The sequence below is a fragment of the Billgrantia antri genome, assembly GCF_019430905.1.
In the GTDB taxonomy this organism is placed as follows: domain Bacteria; phylum Pseudomonadota; class Gammaproteobacteria; order Pseudomonadales; family Halomonadaceae; genus Halomonas; species Halomonas antri.
Map to the genome: position 1 here is coordinate 490,156 of NZ_JAHYCA010000001.1, position 16,725 is coordinate 506,880.

At 65.3% G+C, this 16,725-nt stretch carries 16 protein-coding genes; 11 read left to right on the forward strand and 5 right to left on the reverse strand.

Translation table 11 applies throughout. The features are described from left to right. Positions 1-150 precede the first annotated feature (150 nt). Positions 151-834, forward strand: a complete 684-nt coding sequence (locus KPL81_RS02220) for a TVP38/TMEM64 family protein (RefSeq protein ID WP_219790497.1) — start codon at positions 151-153, stop codon at positions 832-834. 4 nt (positions 835-838) lie between these two features. On the opposite strand, the gene KPL81_RS02225 is transcribed toward KPL81_RS02220, so the two are convergent. Further along, entirely contained in the window at positions 839-2,164 is a 1,326-nt protein-coding gene (locus tag KPL81_RS02225; protein ID WP_219790498.1) for a glycosyltransferase, read from the reverse strand. 23 nt (positions 2,165-2,187) lie between these two features. Then, complete coding sequence (locus tag KPL81_RS02230) at positions 2,188-3,117, reverse strand: LysR family transcriptional regulator (protein WP_219790499.1); 930 nt, start codon at positions 3,115-3,117, stop codon at positions 2,188-2,190. A 112-nt stretch (positions 3,118-3,229) separates the two neighbouring features. Between KPL81_RS02230 and KPL81_RS02235 the strand changes: the two genes are divergently transcribed. Both KPL81_RS02235 and KPL81_RS02240 read left to right on the forward strand, forming a co-directional pair. Beyond that, positions 3,230-4,303 carry a tartrate dehydrogenase gene (locus KPL81_RS02235; protein WP_219790500.1) on the forward strand — a complete coding sequence of 358 codons (1,074 nt, stop codon included), beginning with the start codon at positions 3,230-3,232 and terminating at the stop codon, positions 4,301-4,303. A 185-nt stretch (positions 4,304-4,488) separates the two neighbouring features. Next, positions 4,489-5,289, forward strand: coding sequence for a PRC-barrel domain-containing protein (locus tag KPL81_RS02240; protein WP_219790501.1), 801 nt, complete (start codon positions 4,489-4,491; stop codon positions 5,287-5,289). A gap of 96 nt (positions 5,290-5,385) precedes the next feature. On the opposite strand, the gene wrbA is transcribed toward KPL81_RS02240, so the two are convergent. Both wrbA and KPL81_RS02250 read right to left on the reverse strand, forming a co-directional pair. Further along, entirely contained in the window at positions 5,386-5,982 is a 597-nt protein-coding gene (gene wrbA / locus KPL81_RS02245; protein ID WP_219790502.1) for an NAD(P)H:quinone oxidoreductase, read from the reverse strand. A 114-nt stretch (positions 5,983-6,096) separates the two neighbouring features. Beyond that, a complete protein-coding gene (locus tag KPL81_RS02250) occupies positions 6,097-6,996 on the reverse strand; it encodes an SAM-dependent methyltransferase (protein WP_219790503.1) in 900 nt (299 codons plus the stop codon). 202 nt (positions 6,997-7,198) lie between these two features. On the opposite strand from KPL81_RS02250, the gene astE reads away from it, so the two are divergent. The 7 genes from astE to iadA all read left to right on the forward strand — a co-directional run bounded on the left by astE (position 7,199) and on the right by iadA (position 13,880). Next, on the forward strand, positions 7,199-8,194 hold the full coding sequence (astE, locus tag KPL81_RS02255; RefSeq protein WP_219790504.1) for a succinylglutamate desuccinylase: 996 nt from the start codon (positions 7,199-7,201) through the stop codon (positions 8,192-8,194). Between the two features lie 222 nt (positions 8,195-8,416). Next, positions 8,417-9,187 carry an ABC transporter ATP-binding protein gene (locus tag KPL81_RS02260; protein WP_219790505.1) on the forward strand — a complete coding sequence of 257 codons (771 nt, stop codon included), beginning with the start codon at positions 8,417-8,419 and terminating at the stop codon, positions 9,185-9,187. 11 nt (positions 9,188-9,198) lie between these two features. Then, positions 9,199-9,900, forward strand: a complete 702-nt coding sequence (locus KPL81_RS02265) for an ABC transporter permease (protein ID WP_219790506.1) — start codon at positions 9,199-9,201, stop codon at positions 9,898-9,900. Position 9,901: 1 nt separating this feature from the next. Further along, the gene (locus KPL81_RS02270) at positions 9,902-10,636 is read left to right on the forward strand and encodes an ABC transporter permease (RefSeq protein ID WP_219790507.1); all 735 of its coding nucleotides are present in this window, start codon (positions 9,902-9,904) and stop codon (positions 10,634-10,636) included. A 120-nt stretch (positions 10,637-10,756) separates the two neighbouring features. Further along, positions 10,757-11,524, forward strand: a complete 768-nt coding sequence (locus tag KPL81_RS02275; RefSeq protein ID WP_219790508.1) for a transporter substrate-binding domain-containing protein — start codon at positions 10,757-10,759, stop codon at positions 11,522-11,524. Positions 11,525-11,882: 358 nt separating this feature from the next. Beyond that, positions 11,883-12,668 (forward strand): transporter substrate-binding domain-containing protein, encoded by a 786-nt coding sequence (locus KPL81_RS02280; RefSeq protein WP_219790509.1) that lies wholly within the window; start codon positions 11,883-11,885, stop codon positions 12,666-12,668. 63 nt (positions 12,669-12,731) lie between these two features. Next, on the forward strand, positions 12,732-13,880 hold the full coding sequence (gene iadA / locus KPL81_RS02285; RefSeq protein ID WP_219790510.1) for a beta-aspartyl-peptidase: 1,149 nt from the start codon (positions 12,732-12,734) through the stop codon (positions 13,878-13,880). An 18-nt stretch (positions 13,881-13,898) separates the two neighbouring features. Here the strand turns inward: iadA and cadR are convergent, their stop codons facing one another. After that, positions 13,899-14,354 (reverse strand): Cd(II)/Pb(II)-responsive transcriptional regulator, encoded by a 456-nt coding sequence (gene cadR / locus KPL81_RS02290; RefSeq protein WP_209473778.1) that lies wholly within the window; start codon positions 14,352-14,354, stop codon positions 13,899-13,901. 84 nt (positions 14,355-14,438) lie between these two features. On the opposite strand from cadR, the gene KPL81_RS02295 reads away from it, so the two are divergent. Further along, a complete protein-coding gene (locus KPL81_RS02295; protein WP_219790511.1) occupies positions 14,439-16,670 on the forward strand; it encodes a heavy metal translocating P-type ATPase in 2,232 nt (743 codons plus the stop codon). The last annotated feature ends 55 nt before the right edge of the window (positions 16,671-16,725 follow it).

Here is a 16,725-nt window from a genome sequence, read left to right on the forward strand (position 1 = left end):
CTGCGAGCGTTTGGCATGGCCGGCGTGCCCGTCCCATAACCCGCTCGATGCCGTCGCCGACCGAGCGTCCCCGTCCCAACGACCCTTCGCATTTGGCCGCAGCCAACGGCGCGCCTATGCTGAAGCCACTCCTCCGCGCAGGCCATCCGCATGTCCCGCAAGGTTCTTCTCGCTCTCGTCGCTTTAGTGCTTCTCGCCCTGCTGGGGTTCCTGTGGCAGTGGCTGGCGGCACGCGACCTGCTCGATGCCAATACGCTGTTTGCGCTGATGCAGGGCTCGCTATCCTGGCGCGAATCTCCGTTGGCGGGAGCGGTGGTAGTGGCGGCGTTCCTCGCCGCCTCGCTGACCATGTTCCCGCTCAGCGTGCTGGTCGTCCTCGCCGGCCTGCTGTTCGGCCCCGTCTGGGGCTTCGTCTACTCCTTCGTCGGCACGCTCGCCGGCTCGGTCGTCACCTTCTGGGTGGGACGCCGGCTGGGACGCGATGCCTTGCTGCGTCATGGCGGCACGCGTCTTCAACGCCTGTCGCGCTATCTGGCCGGACGCGGCATTCGCACCATGACGCTGGTCAGCCTGCTGCCACTCGCCCCCTTCACGCTGACCAACATGATGGCCGGCGCCTTCCGCATCCGCTTTCGCGACTACATGCTGGGAACTGTCATCGGCCTGACCCCGGGACTCGCCGGCATCATTCTGCTAGGCAGCCAGCTCGGCACGCTGCTGACCGCCGAGAATCGCCGCGAGCTGGCCTGGGGAGCAGGCGGCATCGTCGTGGCCATCGTCCTGCTCTATGGGCTCAAGCGTTATGCAGAGCGACGCCGCAGGCGGCGAACCTGAGGACTCACTTGGGCGGCAGCTCCGATTCCCCCTCGCGCCGCCCCGGCCACCAGCTCGGGCGCTCCTGATCCCACTCTTCCTGGACCAGATGCTTGAGCAGCCGACCGCGGTGACGCAACATGCGCCACTCGGCGCCGAGCCGAGCGCGCATGCGGTCCCAGCCGCCTTCATCGGCATGCGTATAGGGGCCACCCTTGGCGATGGCACGCCGATAGACGGCCAGGCAGCCCTCGGCGCAGCGCGCCTCGTCCACCGCCTCCGCCATCCTGCGTGCCGCTGCCGCCATCGGCCGGTGCCGCTCGGTATCGCTCAGCTCTACCAGCGCCTGTGCCATGGCTTCGGCATCGTCCCGGGCCAGCAGGCGGCCATTGCGCTCGTCGATGATCATCTCTCTGACACCCGGCGCATCGACCGCAACCACGGGCAGCCCCGTGGCCATGGCCTCGGCGATGACCATGCCCTGCGTCTCGCTATGGGACGCGAAGGCAAAGACATCCATCGCATGGTAGGCGTCGACCAGGGTCGGGCCTTGCAGGCTGCCGGTGAAGTGTACCCGCTCGGCAATGCCCAGTTCTTCGGCCAGGTTCTGCATGGCCTCGCGGGCGTCGCCGCTGCCGACCACCAGAAAGTGCGCCTCGGGCAACCGTCTCAGGGCCCGGCCCACCGACTCGGTCAAAAACAGCAGATTCTTCTCCCGCGCCAGCCGACCGAGGTGGCCGATCACATAGCTACCCTTCGGAATGCCGAGCCGCTCGCGCCACGCCTGCGCATTCCCCGTGGCGAAACGGGCTACGTCCACACCGCTCGGCACCACCGAGATCGAGGCATTGGCCCCACGCTCGATCAGCATGTCGCGAATGCTCGCGCTGGGGGCAATCACTTCGTCGCACATGTGCGAATACTCCGTGGCCAGGGCCTTGGCGAAGCGCTGCATCAGGGGTGAGTCGCCGGGAACGTAGTGCGTGTAGTGCTCATACAGGGTGTGATGGGTGAAGACCAGCGGCAGACCGTAGGTATCGGCGACCCGGGCTGCGGTATCACCCAGCAGGAAAGGATGATGAGAATGCACCACATCGGGATCGAAGGCTTCGACCGCCTCGATGAGCTGCCCGGGGATCGGTACCGGCAGTGAAAAGTCGCTGCCGTTGAAGTGCTGCATGGCCACCACCCGCACGACATCGTCCTCGCCTAGCGGCTGACCTTCGAGGCGAGGCGCCACTATCAATACTTCATGCCCCGCTAATTGCAGTTGCGCCTTGAGACGCTGTACGGACTCGCTGACCCCGCCCACGATGGGTGCATAGGTATTGGTGAACATCAGAACGTTCAAGGAAGCAGGTCTCCTGTAGCGGCTCACTTGGCCTGTTCCGGACGACCCGGCGCAGGCACACGCCGAGGCATCTCTTGCTCAAGATAGGCAACGAAGGCACGAATGCGCGCCGGTACGTGGCGGCGCTGCTGATAGACGGCATGAAAATCGGCACGCACACCCTGCCACTCGGGCAGCAGTTCGACCAGCCGACCGCTCTCGAGGTGCCGGTGGATATCCCACCACGAGCGCAGCACGATACCACGCCCGTCGAGTGCCCACTGCACGACCGCCTCGCCATCGTTGGAAGACATGGGTCCAGCCACCTTGACCGCCTGCTCCGCTGAGCTGTCGCACTGGCGAAAGCGCCATACGGCATAGTCACTTTCGTTCTCCCGAAGCACCAGGCAGGGGTGGGCGGCAAGATCGGCAGGCACCTTCAGGTCCGGCATGTGGGCCACATAGCCGGGCGCAGCACACAGTATTCGCCGGCTGGCGAGGATGCGCCGGGCCACCAGCCGCGAGTCGGGCGGTTCGCCCACGCGAATGCCGACGTCGAAGCCCTGTTCGCCCAGGCTCAGCGGATAGTTGGAGAGTTCCAGCGTCGCCTCGACGCCCGGATGGCACGCGCAGAATGCCGACAGCAACGGCGCCACGTGGCGTCGGCCGAAGCCGAAGGTGGCATTGACCCGCAGCGGACCCGAGAGCGCCGCCTGCTGCTCGCCCAGCGCCTCCTCCAGCTCGGCCAGCTCCTCGAGGATCGACGCCCCGCGCTCCAGATAGCGCTCGCCCTCGGCGGTAAGCGACAAGCGCCGCGTGGTACGGCTGGCCAACTCCACACCCAAGCGCGCCTCGAGCTGCTTGAGCCGCTTGCTCACGGCCGACAGCGACAGCCCCAGGTCGCGCGCCGTGGCGGTCAGGCTCCCCGCACGCGCCAGTTGCTGGAAGAAGACCAGGTCGTCGAGCTGAGCCATGCCACTCTCCACTCACATTCAACAATGGCTTTCCATTCAGCCCGATTATCTCCACGAAGCCAAGGGCTAGACTGCGGCAGACACTTCCTTTCTTCTTTCAGAGGAACCGACCATGACCCAGCGTATCGCTGTGATTCCCGGCGACGGCATCGGCAACGAAGTAATGCCGGAAGGCCTGCGCGCTCTCGAAGCCGTTGCCAAGCGCTTCGACATCGACCTGGCCTTCGAGCACTTCGACTTCGCCTGCTGCGACTACTACGCCAAGCACGGCAAGATGATGCCCGACGACTGGTTCGAGCAGCTCAAGGATTTCGACGCCATCTTCTACGGCGCGGTGGGCTGGCCCGACACAGTGCCGGACCATATTTCGCTGTGGGGTTCGCTGCTGCAGTTCCGCCGCCAGTTCGACCAGTACATCAACCTGCGTCCGTGCAAGCTGCTGCCTGGGATCAAGAGCCCGCTGGCCGACCGCAAGCCCGGTGACATCGACTTCTACGTGGTGCGCGAGAACACCGAGGGCGAGTACTCCAGCGTCGGCGGCAAGATGTTCGAGGGTACCAAGCGCGAGGTAGTGATCCAGGAGACGGTGATGACCCGCCACGGCACCGACCGGGTGCTCAAGTTCGCTTTCGACCTGGCCCAGAGCCGGCCGCGGAAGAAGCTCACCTCGGCCACAAAGTCCAATGGCATCGCCATCACCATGCCATGGTGGGACGAGCGGGTCGCGGCCATGTCGGGCAACTATCCCGAGGTCAGCGTCGACAAGTTCCACATCGACATCCTCACCGCCAACTTCGTCATGCATCCCGACTGGTTCGACGTGGTGGTGGCCAGCAACCTGTTCGGCGACATCCTCTCCGACCTGGGCCCCGCCTGCACCGGTACCATCGGCGTAGCCCCCTCAGCCAATATCAATCCCGAAGGCACTTTCCCCAGCCTGTTCGAACCGGTCCACGGCAGCGCCCCGGACATCGCCGGCAAAGGCATCGCCAACCCCATCGGCCAGATCTGGTCCGGCGCCATGATGCTGGAGCATCTGGGTCACAAGGAGGCCGCCGACGCCATCGTGGCCGCCTTCGAGGCGGTACTGACGGAGGCCGACCCGGCCGTGCTGACGCCGGACATTCGCGGCCAGGGCACCACCCAGACACTGGGGCAAGCTATTGCCGAGCGGGTCGCCGGTTAGGTGCATTTCATTCACTACCACTTCGCCCGGCCAGCCATGGCATCGTGGCTGGCCGGGGCACTTACGGGTCACTGTTTGATGGCTTTACGTTACCCTCCGTAATCGCCGGCTTTTATTGTCGATTTGTCGTCTAGCCTGATCAGTGCAAGCCCACAAGGCAAGCCAATGGAGAAAGGAGAAACGGCATGAAAAGGACAGCAATTGCCATCGCGGTGGGTGCCCTGAGCACCGGTCTGAGTCATGGGCTCCTGGCACAGGAGGTCCAGGACGAGGAGACCCAGCCGCTGAACGAACAGCAGCAGATGAGCGAAGATAACGCTCAGAGCCAGTCGGGCAGCCAAGCCGAGATTCAAGTCGAGCAAGATCCCGCCGACGTGAATGTCGATCAGCAGCCGGCCGAAGTTCAGGTCGAGCAAGAGCCACCCGATGTGACCGTCGAGCAGCAGCCGCCGGAAGTTACCATCGAACAGAAGGATCCCAACGTCAGCGTGGATCAGGCCGAGCCCGATGTCACCGTCAAGAAGACAGGCGAGGCCGACGTTGAAGTCCAGCCCGCCGAAGAGGCCGAAGCAAAGCTGCGCAACCCTGACGAACAGGAGCAAGAGCAGCAGAACTCGGACCAGGCGGCTCAAGACCAGGCCTCCCAGGACCAGGCTTCGCAGGGCGATGACCTGATGAGCATGGAGGTCAGCGAGGTCAAAGGACAGGCCGTCTACAGTCAGCAGGACGAAAAGGAAATCGGTGACGTCGAGCGCGTCGTGCGCGACACCGAGAGCGGTGATGTCTCAGTCGTGATTTCCGAAGGCGGCTTCCTCGGTTTCGGCGAGGACGAGATGGGCTATCCCATCGACGAGTTGAAAGTCCGCAGCGAGGGTGAGCTGGTCGTTCAGTCCGGTGACAGCGGCGAATCCGGAGACTACGGCAGCGACCAGTATGAAGAGGTCGATGGTAGCCAGACGCTGCGCGAAGCTATGCAGAGCAACTAAGTCTGGTCCAGACAGGCTGAAACATGACCCAGCCAGCGGTCATGCCTGACAAGGCGCGGCTCATGCCGCGCCTTTTTTCGTGTCGCTCGCGGCCGCTCAGGAAGCGAGCTTGAGCGCCACGTCGGCCACGCTTCTGCCCTGCATCCTGGCCAGTTCCAGCTCGTGCTCGGTGGGCTGACGCGAGCCGTCGGGGCCGGCAAGCGTCGATGCCCCGTAGGGCGAGCCACCCTGCACGCTGGAAATGTCGAACTGCGACTCGAGCCCATAGCCGATCGGCAGGATCAACATGCCGTGGTGCGCCAGCGTGGTCCATGAGGTAAGAATGGTGGTTTCGTTGCCACCGCCGGTGCCGGTCGAGGTGAACACGCTCCCCACCTTGCCGCGCAGCGCTCCCTTGGCCCACAGGCTGCCGGTCTGGTCGAGAAAGGTACGCATCTGGCCGGTCATGTTGCCGTAGCGGGTCGGCGTGCCGAAGATCACCGCGTCGTAGTCGGCCAGCTCCTGGGGGGTGGCCTCGGGGGTATCGAAGGTCTTCCCCCCGGCCTTGGCGAAAGCCTCGGGATCCATGGTCTCGGGTACACGCTTGACCCACACTTCGGCGCCCTCCACCTGACGCACACCTTTCGCCACGGCCTTGGCCAGGGTATCGATATGGCCATACATGGAGTGGTAGAGCACGAGTACCTTGATCATCTTGCGCCTCCTTTCATGGTTGCCGTCCAAACGCCGGGATCGCCGGCGAGTGACTACAGCATAGAAAGGAACGCGCTCGAGAAAAGCGAAGCATTTCGTCCGGGGGCTACGAATCTATCGACGCACGCACCGCCAGACCCCTGAGAGCACTCGCACCTTGCCGGCGCCGAGGTTGTCGCGCAAGTTACGCCCCATCAGGACGAAATCGCTGCCAAAGAGCGATGTCGGTCCCGGCGGCGCGACGGCTTTCTGCGCTGTCTCAGCGGGACGACTCTCGCGTCGGCTGTGCTCCTGACGCCAAGCCAGGGCCGTATCAGTGATGTCCTCCACCGCGAGAGGCTCGAAGCCGGCCAGCGCCATGGCGCGCTCGAGCTGCTCTCGACTTCGCAGGTGGCTGGTGGCCTGGCTGCGCGCCCAGGGCACCGGCAGCGCCAACGGCTCGGTGTTTTCCCCGGCCACCAGCTCATGCAGCAGCACACGACCGCGCGGCGCCAGCAGACGCTGCCACTCGGCCAGCACACGCGGCACGTGGGGCATGTTCATCAGCGCATGCTGGCACCACACGACATCGACGCTTTCCGACAGCGGAACGTTGGCGGCATCGGCACACAAGAAACGCGTACGCTCGGCCAGCCCGGTGGCCGCGCTGAGCCAGCTCGCCACTTCGATGAAGGCTGGCGTGATGTCGACCCCGACCACGTCGCAACCAAACTCGGCGGCCAGCAAGCGGCTCGCACCACCGGTGCCACAGCCCACATCGAGCACCCGTTCGCCGGCGCGCAGTTCGCCCAGTATCGCCAGGGCGCGGCTAGCGCTGCGCCCGCCAAGGTGCAGCTGATCGATGCCGGCCACGTCATCGAGGCTCAGCCGATCCAAATCGCGTCCCGCGGCCCTGAACGCCACTTGCAGCCTCGCCAGCAGGGCCTCGCCTTCGCTTGCGGTAGCAGCATCGTAGTGCGCATTGAGCTGGTCGACGTAGTCGTCGAATCCCGGCTCGGCTCGATCGGTGGGCATGGTGGGCTCCTGGCGGTCATGGATATGGCTGCTGCCAGCTTAGGCTGCGCATGGCCTTGAACCCATTGGCCAAAGGTCGGCTCGCCCAGTTTCAATATCGCACCCGGGCTTTCACCAGCCCGACGTGCGATCTTGCGATGTCGCCCCGTGCGCAGGATGGTGGCCGTGGTCTCACCGTACTCACAACCGACCCGGACATCCCATGCTGTCGGAATGGATCGAACTCAGCCTGGAAAGCACCGCGCCAACGTCACGAGGCGGCAAGCTTCCCGGCGGCACCTATACCCTGCACGCGGCGGGCGTCCTTGAACTCACGCCCACCGAGTGCCGTAGCGAGGCGCATGCCTGCGTACTCTCGGCAGGGATTCACGGCAATGAAACCGCCCCCATCGAACTGCTGGGCGAGTGCCTCGCTCGCCTCGAAGCGGGCCTGCTCGCACTGGGCGCACCAGTACTGATGATCCTGGGCAACCCCGAGGCGATGCGCCGCGCCGAACGCTACGTCAATACCAATCTCAATCGCCTGTTCCGTCGCGACCTGGACGAAAGCGGCATGGAGCCGGACCGCGCCCGCCTGCTGATGCGCGCCGTGGACGATTTTTTCTCTCGTTACCCCGAGCACGAGCGCCTGCACTACGACCTGCACACGGCAATCCGTGACAGCCGCTACCCGCGCTTCGCGGTCGAGCCCTTCGCCGAGACTGCCACACGTCACGAACAGTGGCGCTGGCTGGCGGCGGCGGACATCCAGGCGGTGCTGCACCAACATCAGCACAGCTGGACCTTCTCCCACTACTCCAAGCATCATCACCAGGCTCAGGCCTTCACCCTGGAGCTGGGGCGCGCCCTGCCTTTCGGCCACAACGACCTTGCGCCACTAGCACCCATGGCACGGCTGCTCGAGGCACTGCTGGAAGGGCGCAAACCGTCAGGCGATACTCCTGAACGCATGCGTTTCTTCCGCGTAGCCCACGAGCTGATGCGTCATTCCGAGGACTTCCGGCTGTGCTTCGCCGACGACACGCCCAACTTCACTGAATTCGCGCCCGGCACGCAGCTCGCCGAGGACGCCGAGGCCGGTTCTTTTGTCGTCGAGAGCGAACCGCTCAGCGTGGTGTTCCCCAACGCTGCTGTGGAACTGGGCGCCCGTGCCGCGCTACTGGCCCGACCGGCACCAGCGCCGACTGACCCCGGATAGCTTTCAAGAACGAATATTTCCAGCGATTTTGCTACTTCAGAACAATAATCAGGAGCCTTCCAATGACACCTCCTCTCCACAATATCGACTATCGTCCCACGGCACGGACTCACCTTCCTTCTGCTGAAAGCCCTCAGGCCTGTTAGAATCGCCCCTTTTTTCGCGCCTGCCCGCTTAACCGGCCGTCGCCCCGGCGACTCGTCCCGATCTGGAGTCCGTTCCATGGCCGATACCCAAATTCCCCTCGAAGTCCGCAACATCAAGAAGCGCTTCGGCGACACCGAAGTCCTCAAGGGTCTCTCGCTCAAGGCCAACAAGGGTGACGTCATCACCCTGATCGGAGCCTCCGGCTCCGGCAAGAGCACCTTCCTGCGCTGCATGAACCTGCTCGAGCAGCCCGACGAGGGCGACCTGATCGTTCACGGCGAGGAGATTCGCTTCAAGCAAACCAGGCATGGCCGCGAGCCCGCCGACTGGAAACAGGTCGTCAGCATGCGCGCCAAGCTGTCGATGGTCTTCCAGAGCTTCAACCTGTGGGCGCACATGACGCTGCTGGAGAACATCATCGAAGCGCCGGTGCACGTGCTCGGCAAGCCGAAGAAGGAAGCCGTCGAACAGGCCCGTGCGCTGCTCGAGCGGGTCGGCCTGACCGCACGCGCCGACGCCTACCCGGCGCAGATGTCCGGTGGCCAGCAGCAGCGTGGCGCCATCGCACGGGCGCTGGCCATGGATCCGGAGGTGATGCTGTTCGACGAACCCACCTCGGCGCTCGACCCGGAGCTGGTCGGCGATGTGCTCAAGGTCATGCGCGATCTGGCCGAGGAGGGGCGCACCATGGTCGTGGTCACTCACGAGATGGGCTTCGCTCGTGACGTGTCGAGTCAGGTCGTCTACCTGCACCAGGGCGTGATCGAGGAGGCCGGGGCGCCCCAGGACGTGCTGGTCCATCCCAGTTCGCCGCGGCTCCAGCAGTTCCTGGCGCCGAAGTACTGAGGGAGAGAGTCATGCTCGATCTACAAGGCTACGGCCCGCGCCTGCTGGAAGGCGCAGGCGTCACCCTGCAGCTGGCGGTGCTCTCTTTGGCACTTGCCGTCCTGCTCGGCCTGTTGACCGCCAGCGCCAAGATGTCGCGCAGCTGGCTGCTGCATCGCACGGCCACGCTCTACACCACGGTGATTCGCGGCGTACCCGACCTGGTGCTGATGATGCTGCTGTTCTTCGGCGGCCAGATGGGGCTCAACCTGTTCACCGACATGCTCTACGATCAGTTCGGTGTGGACTGGTTCTTCAATCTCAACGCCTTCGTCGCCGGCGTGATCACCATCGGCTTCATATTCGGCGCCTACATGGGCGAGACCTTCCGCGGCGCCTTCATGGCCGTGGATGAGGGTCAGATCGAGGCGGCCAAGGCCTACGGCATGGGGTCCTGGCTATTGTTTCGGCGCATCCGCTTCCCGCTGATGATGCGCCACGCCCTGCCGGGACTCTCCAACAACTGGATGGTGCTGCTCAAGACCACCGCGCTGGTTTCTGTGATCGGCCTCACCGACATGGTGCGCGTCGCCGCCGAGGCCTCCCGCGCCACCCACGAGCCGTTCACCTTCCTGATACCCGTGGCAGCCATCTACCTGCTGATTGCCAGCGTGTCGGAGTGGATCTTCGCCCGTTTGCAGAAACGCTACGACGTCGGTTTCGGGGAGCACTGACATGGACCAACTGAATCAATGGCTCGCCGGCCTGCTGGAAGGCAACGTCATCTTCACCCCGCAGACCCTCGGCTACTACTGGACCGGGCTGGTCACCACCTCGCAGCTGGTGTTCCTGTCGCTGATCATCGGCCTGGTGCTCGCCGTGCCGCTGGCCATCGGACGCAGCTCGCGCCATCGCTGGGTCAGCCTGCCCATCTACGTCTACACCTACGTGTTCCGCGGCACGCCGCTGCTGATCCAGCTCTACATCATCTATTACGGCGTGGTATTCGTGGAGGGAATCCAGGACAGCATGTTTTGGCCGATCCTCAAGGAGGCCTTCTACCCGGCCCTGATCGCCTTCACTCTCAACACCGCCGCCTACACCACCGAGATCTTCCGTGGGGCGATCAAGGCCACGCCACGCGGCGAGATCGAAGCGGCTCGCGCCTACGGCATGTCGCAGAGCCTGACGATGCGCCGCATCGTGCTGCCCAGCGCCTTCCGCCGCGCCCTGCCGGCCTATGGCAACGAAGTGATTTTCATGCTGCATGCCAGCGCCATCGCCAGCGTGGTCACGCTGATGGACCTCACCGGTGCGGCCCGCTTCGTCTATGCGCGCTTCTATGCCCCCTTCGAGGCGTTCATCTTCGTTGCCGCGATCTATCTCTGCCTGACCTTTGCCATTCTGTATCTCTTCCGCTACCTGGAGAAGCGATTGCTGGCACATCTCAAGCCGTTGGGCGGGAACTGATCAACGTCAAACAGGCGTTGGAAAAACTGCGCTCGGGGACTTTCGGCCCCGGCGTGGCTGCGCTAAATTCAGGCGCGACGTCATCTTAACGATGCACGAACGACAACAAGGAACTGAACGATGAAAAAACTGTTGACTGTATCCCTGCTGGGCGTCGCCATCGCCGCCGGTACCGCCCAGGCCCGTGACTACGATCACGTACGCTTCGGCGTCGACGTACCCTACGAGCCGATGGAGTACCGCACGCCCGAAGGTGAGCTGACCGGTTTCGACATCGAGCTCGGCAACGCCATGTGCGAAGAGATCGGCATCACCTGCGAGTGGATCGAGCAGGAGTGGGACGGCATCATTCCCGGCCTGCTGTCACGCAAGTACGACGCCATCATGTCGTCGATGACCATCAACGACGAGCGTCGCCAGACCGTACTCTTCTCCGATCCCTACATTACCCCGCCGTCCGCCTGGTTCGCTCCCGAGACGCTCGATGTCGAGGAGCCCAGCACCGAAGCCCTCGACGGCATGAGCATCGGCGTACAGCGCGGAACCCTGCAGGACAACTACGTCACCGACATGTACGGCGACGTGGCCGATATCAGCCGCTACTCCACCGCCGACGACATGGTGCTGGACATGGAAGCCGAGCGTCTCGACATCGTCTTCCTCGACTTCCCGGTCGGCAAGTCCACCCTGCTCGACAGCGAAGAGCGCCAGTACAAGGTTGTCGGCGAGCGTATCACCGAGCCCAAGGAGTACTTCGGTGACGGCTTCGGCATCGCTTTCCGTCCGCGCGACGAGGCACTGGCCGAGCGCTTCAACGAGGCCCTGGCCACGCTGAAGGAAGACGGTACCTATGACGAGATCTACGCCCGCTACTTCGGCGGGGAGTGATCGCAGCCCCCTCTCCGGCCTGCCGGGGAGGGGGCGTACGCTTGACCGTCCAACGCGATTGTCGGAAAGTAAAACCTGTCAAAGCCATCGAATCAGGACCCCGTCCATGATCGATTCCGCCGTCCACATTCGCCAAACGCTCGAGGCCTATCGCTGTTTCTTCGACAGCTTCTACCTCAGCGAATGGTTCGACGAATAAGCCCTTCCTGCGGCCTTCCTGGCCGTATCGGCACGCCCGTGCCACCCGATGCATCACGGTCCTTGCGCCCGTGATCGCATGATCCGTTGCCGCCCGCTTGCGGCACATCCGTAACCACCGCAACACACCACAACAAACGCCTTCCCGGGAGGAAGACTCATGCGCCATATTTCTCTGATCCTGGCCGCCGGCCTGGTTGTCGGCCTGTTCACCGGTGTCGCCCAGGCCCGCGACGACGACACCATTCGCCTCGGCGTCGATGTCCCCTACGAGCCCTTCATGTTCCGCACCCCCGATGGGGAGCTGACCGGCTTCGAGATCGAGCTGGGCAACGCCGTATGCGACTACCTCGAGGCGGACTGCACCTGGGTCGAGCAGGACTGGGACGGCATCATCCCCGGCCTGCTGGCACGCAAGTACGACGCCATCATGTCATCGATGGCGATCACCGAGGAGCGCGCCCAGCAGGTGCTGTTCTCGGAACCCTACTACACCACGCCGAGCGCCTGGATCACCGCCAACGATCGTGAGATCGACATCGAAGACCGTGACAGCCTCGAAGGCATGGCGGTCGGCGTGCAGCGTGCCACCCTGCAGGACAACTACGTCTCCGAGCTCTACGGCGACATCGTCGAGATCCGCCGCTACACCAGCGCCGACGACGTGGTGACCGACCTGCGCGCCGGCCGCCTCGACCTCACCTTCATGGATTACCCCGTGGCCGAGTCCACCATCGCCATCGATACCGCGGGCAGCGACTTCAAGCGCATCAGCGGCTTCATCAAGGAACCCCAGCACATCTTCGGCCAGGGCGTGGGCGTGGCCTTCCGCCAGCGCGACCGCGAGCTGGCCGAGCGCTTCAACGAGGCGCTTGCCGCGCTCAAGGAGAACGGCACCTATGACGCCCTGATGGAGAAGTACTTCAACTACGATATCAAGCTGTAACGCGGCCTGACCCACCTGCGAACGCCGGTCTCCACCGGCGTTCGCCTTCCCTGAGGAGCCAGCATGCTGACCCTGCTGAAGAACGCCCGCCTCTACGCACCACGTGCCATGGGGCTGTGTCACCTGTTGATCGCCGACCGCCGTATCGCCGCCGTGGTAGCGGCCGATCAGGGAGCCCCCGCGAGCGGCATGGCCGTCGAGGAGATCGATCTCGAGGGCCGACGGGTGATCCCCGGGCTGGTCGACCCGCTGGTACATTTCACCGGCGGCGGCGGTGAAGGCGGCTTCGGCACGCGCACCGCCGAGCTGACGCTCGAGGATGCCCTGGCCTCCGGCGTCACCACGCTGATCGGTGCGCTGGGCACCGACGCCCTGACCCGTACCCCGGCCAACCTGCTGGGCAAGGCACGTGAGCTGGCCGCAGGCGGCTTGACCACATACTGCTATACCGGCTCCTACCAACTGCCCCCGGTCACGCTGACCGGCTCGGTGGGCAGCGACATCCTGTTCATTCCCGAATTCATCGGCGTGGGCGAGGTGGCGATCAGCGACCACCGCGGCTCACAGCCCTCCTCCTTCGAGCTGGCCCGACTGGCGTCGGAGGCGCGTACCGCGGGCATGCTGGCGGGTAAATCGGGCATCGTCTTCATCCATACTGGCGACGCCCCGTCTCATCTTGAACCACTGCGCGAGGCGGCCCGCGACAGCGCCATTCCCCTTGCCCAGTTCCTGCCGACCCATATCAACCGTACCCCGGCGCTGTTCGAGGATGGCCTGCGCTTCGCCCGCGAGGGTGGCCGCATCGACTTCACCACCAGCACCACGGCGGAACTGCTGGCGGGCGGCGAAGTGGCCGCCGCCGAGGCCGTGGCCCGCGCCCTGCAGGCCCGTGTCGAGCCGTCGCACATTACGCTGTCATCGGATGCCAACGCCTCACTACCCCGCTTCGACGATCAGCGCCGCTTCGTAGGCCTCGAACCCGGGCGGCTCGCCAGCCTGTTCGAGGTACTCGGCCAGTGTGTCGAGGAGCATGGCATTGCACTTGAGCAGGCCATCGGCATGGCCAGCACCCATGCCGCCGAGGCGCTAGGGCTACCCGCCAAGGGGCGGCTAGAGCCAGGCCGTGACGCCGACCTGCTGGTGCTGGCCGAAGGCGAATGGGCCATCGACGAGGTCTGGGCGCTGGGCCGCCGGGTGTATCACAGCGGCTGAGTCGACGAACCCTGTGCTTCAGTGGCCGTGCGGCCCCGGCACATGGCTGGGCTCGTCGTGAATGGCGGGCAGTTCGCGCGGTGCCGGCTGGGCCAGCTCCTGAAGAATGCCGCAGTGGCTGGAATCGGACTCGCCTTGGCAGCGCGAGCGTAGCGTCGCCAGTGCCTCGCGTAGCGCCTGGAGCTGTTCGATGCGTGCCTCCACGTGGGCCAGGTGGTCGTCGATCAGGCCGTTTACGGCGTTGCAGGGCTGGCGCGGGCGATCGTGGTAGTCGAGCAGGGTGCGGATCTCGTCCAACGTCATGTCCAGTGTGCGGCAATGCCGGATGAAGCGCAGCCGCTCGGCATGGGGCTCGGCATAGAGCCGGTAATTGGCGCTCGAACGGGCAGGCTCGGGCAACAGCCCCTCGCGTTCGTAGTAGCGGATCGTTTCCACCGGGCAGCCCGTGCGGTTGGCAAGCTCGCCGATCTTCATTGCATGCCTCCTCAAATAACCGCTTGACCCTGTAGTGACTACAGGGTGTGTCATTACCATAACCGATGACACGGAGCCTTTGCCATGGCAGAACGATCCTGCTGCTCGAGCTGCAACCCAGCCGATACCGCCACAGTCCCGCCAAAGCGGGGCGCCCCCTCTCCTGATGCTCCCTACCCTGATGCCCAGTCGCTGCGCCTGCGCATCGAGGCGATGTGCTGCCCCACCGAGGAAGGGCTGTTGCGCCGGGCACTCGAAGACATGCCGGGCATCGAGCGGCTCGATTTCGACCTGATCGGCCGCAAGCTCACCGTGCACCATCGGGATGTCGGCGAGGAGGCCATTCGGCGCCGAATCGCCGCCACCGGCATGACCGCCGAGCGCGATGACCCAACCCAGCGCACGGCGCCGGCTGCAAGCGACGAGGAACCGTGGTGGAAGATCGGCGCCGCCGCCGCCCTCGCCCTCGCGGCCGAGGCCAGCCACTGGCTGTCGCTGGCCGAGCCCTGGCTCGCCGCTGCGCTGGCGCTGGCGGCCATCGCCCTGGTCGGGCTGCCCACCTGGAAGAAGGGCTTCATCGCCCTGCGCCATCGTACCCTCAACATCAATGCCCTGATGAGCGTGGCGGTGACCGGCGCGCTGCTGATCGGCCAATGGGCCGAAGCGGCCATGGTGCTGGTACTGTTCACCCTTGCCGAGCGCATCGAGGCACGCTCGCTGGGCCGGGCGCGCAACGCCATTCGCGAGCTGCTCGACCTGGCGCCGGAGCGCGCCAGCGTACAGCAACCGGATGGCAGCTTCCGCGCCCTCCCGGCCGCCGAGGTCGCCATCGACAGCCTGGTACGCGTGCGTCCCGGCGAGCGCCTGGCGCTGGACGGCAACGTGGCCGAGGGTCACCCGGCGCTGGACGAATCGCCCATCACCGGCGAAAGCCTGCCGGTGGACAAGACACCGGGCGACGCCGTATTCGCCGGTAGCGTCAACCAGGGCAGCGAGTTCCTCTATCGCACCAGCAGAGCGGCGAGCGACACTACCCTGGCCCGCATCATCTACACCGTGGAGCAGGCCCAGGCCAGCCGCGCGCCCACCCAGCGCTTCATCGACCGCTTCGCCGCCGTCTACACCCCAGCGGTGTTCGGTATCGCCCTGCTGGTGGCGATCACCTGGCCTTGGCTGTTCGGCATCGGCTGGTTCGAAGGCACTTACCGCGCCCTGGTCCTGCTGGTGATAGCTTGCCCCTGCGCGCTGGTGATCTCAACCCCGGTAACCATCGTCAGCGGCCTGGCCGCCGCCGCCCGCTCCGGCATCCTCATCAAGGGCGGCAACGTGCTCGAGCAGGGCTACCGGCTGACCACCCTCGCCTTCGACAAGACCGGCACTCTGACCCGGGGCCGACCCTCGCAGCGTGCCTGGCACCCGCTCGATCCGAAGCTGGACGAGCCGGCACGAGCCAGGCTACGCGCCCTGGCGGCAGGGCTCGCCGGGCGCTCGTCGCACCCGGTGTCGGCGGCCCTGGCCCGCGCCGCCGAGGCGGATGGCGTCACACCAGAAGAAGTGAGCGACGTTGAGGAGCTACCCGGCCGCGGCGTGATTGCCCGCCTGGGCAGGCACAAGTTCTGGCTCGGCAACCGTCGGCTGATGCAACAGTTCGCGACGCTGGACGAGACATTCGCGGCCCATCTGGCCGAGCATGAAGAGCGCGGTGAAACCCTGGTGATTCTGGGCGACGAGACCCGCCCGCTGGCACTTTTCGCCGTCGGCGACCCGCTGCGCGAGGAGAGCCGCGAAGCCATCGAGGCGCTGCACCGCCTGGGCGTGACCACGCTGATGCTGAGCGGTGACAACCCGACGAGCGTGGCCGCCGTGGCTGCCCAGGCCGGCATCGACGAGGCCCACGGTTCGCTGCTGCCCGAGGACAAGCTGGCGATGATCGAGGCGCGCACCAAGCAAGGCCCGGTTGGCATGGTCGGCGACGGCATCAACGACGCCCCGGCACTGGCCCGCGCCGACATCGGCTTCGCCATGGGGGCGCTCGGCAGCGATGCTGCCATCGAGACCGCCGATGTGGCGCTGATGGACGACGATCCTCGCCGCCTGGCCGACTTCCTGCGCCTGTCGCGGCGCACGCGCTCGCTGCTGATGCAGAATATCGCCATCGCCCTGGGCCTCAAGGCGGTGTTCATGGCACTTGCCTTCAGCGGCCACGCCACCTTGTGGATGGCGGTGTTCGCCGACATGGGCGCCAGCCTGATCGTGGTGGCCAATGGCCTGCGCCTGCTGCGCAGGGACGAGCAGCCAGCTCCGTCACGCGCGTGATGCGCCAACACTGGGTGTCGTCAGCCACGAAGGGAACCGTAAAATGCAACGACTG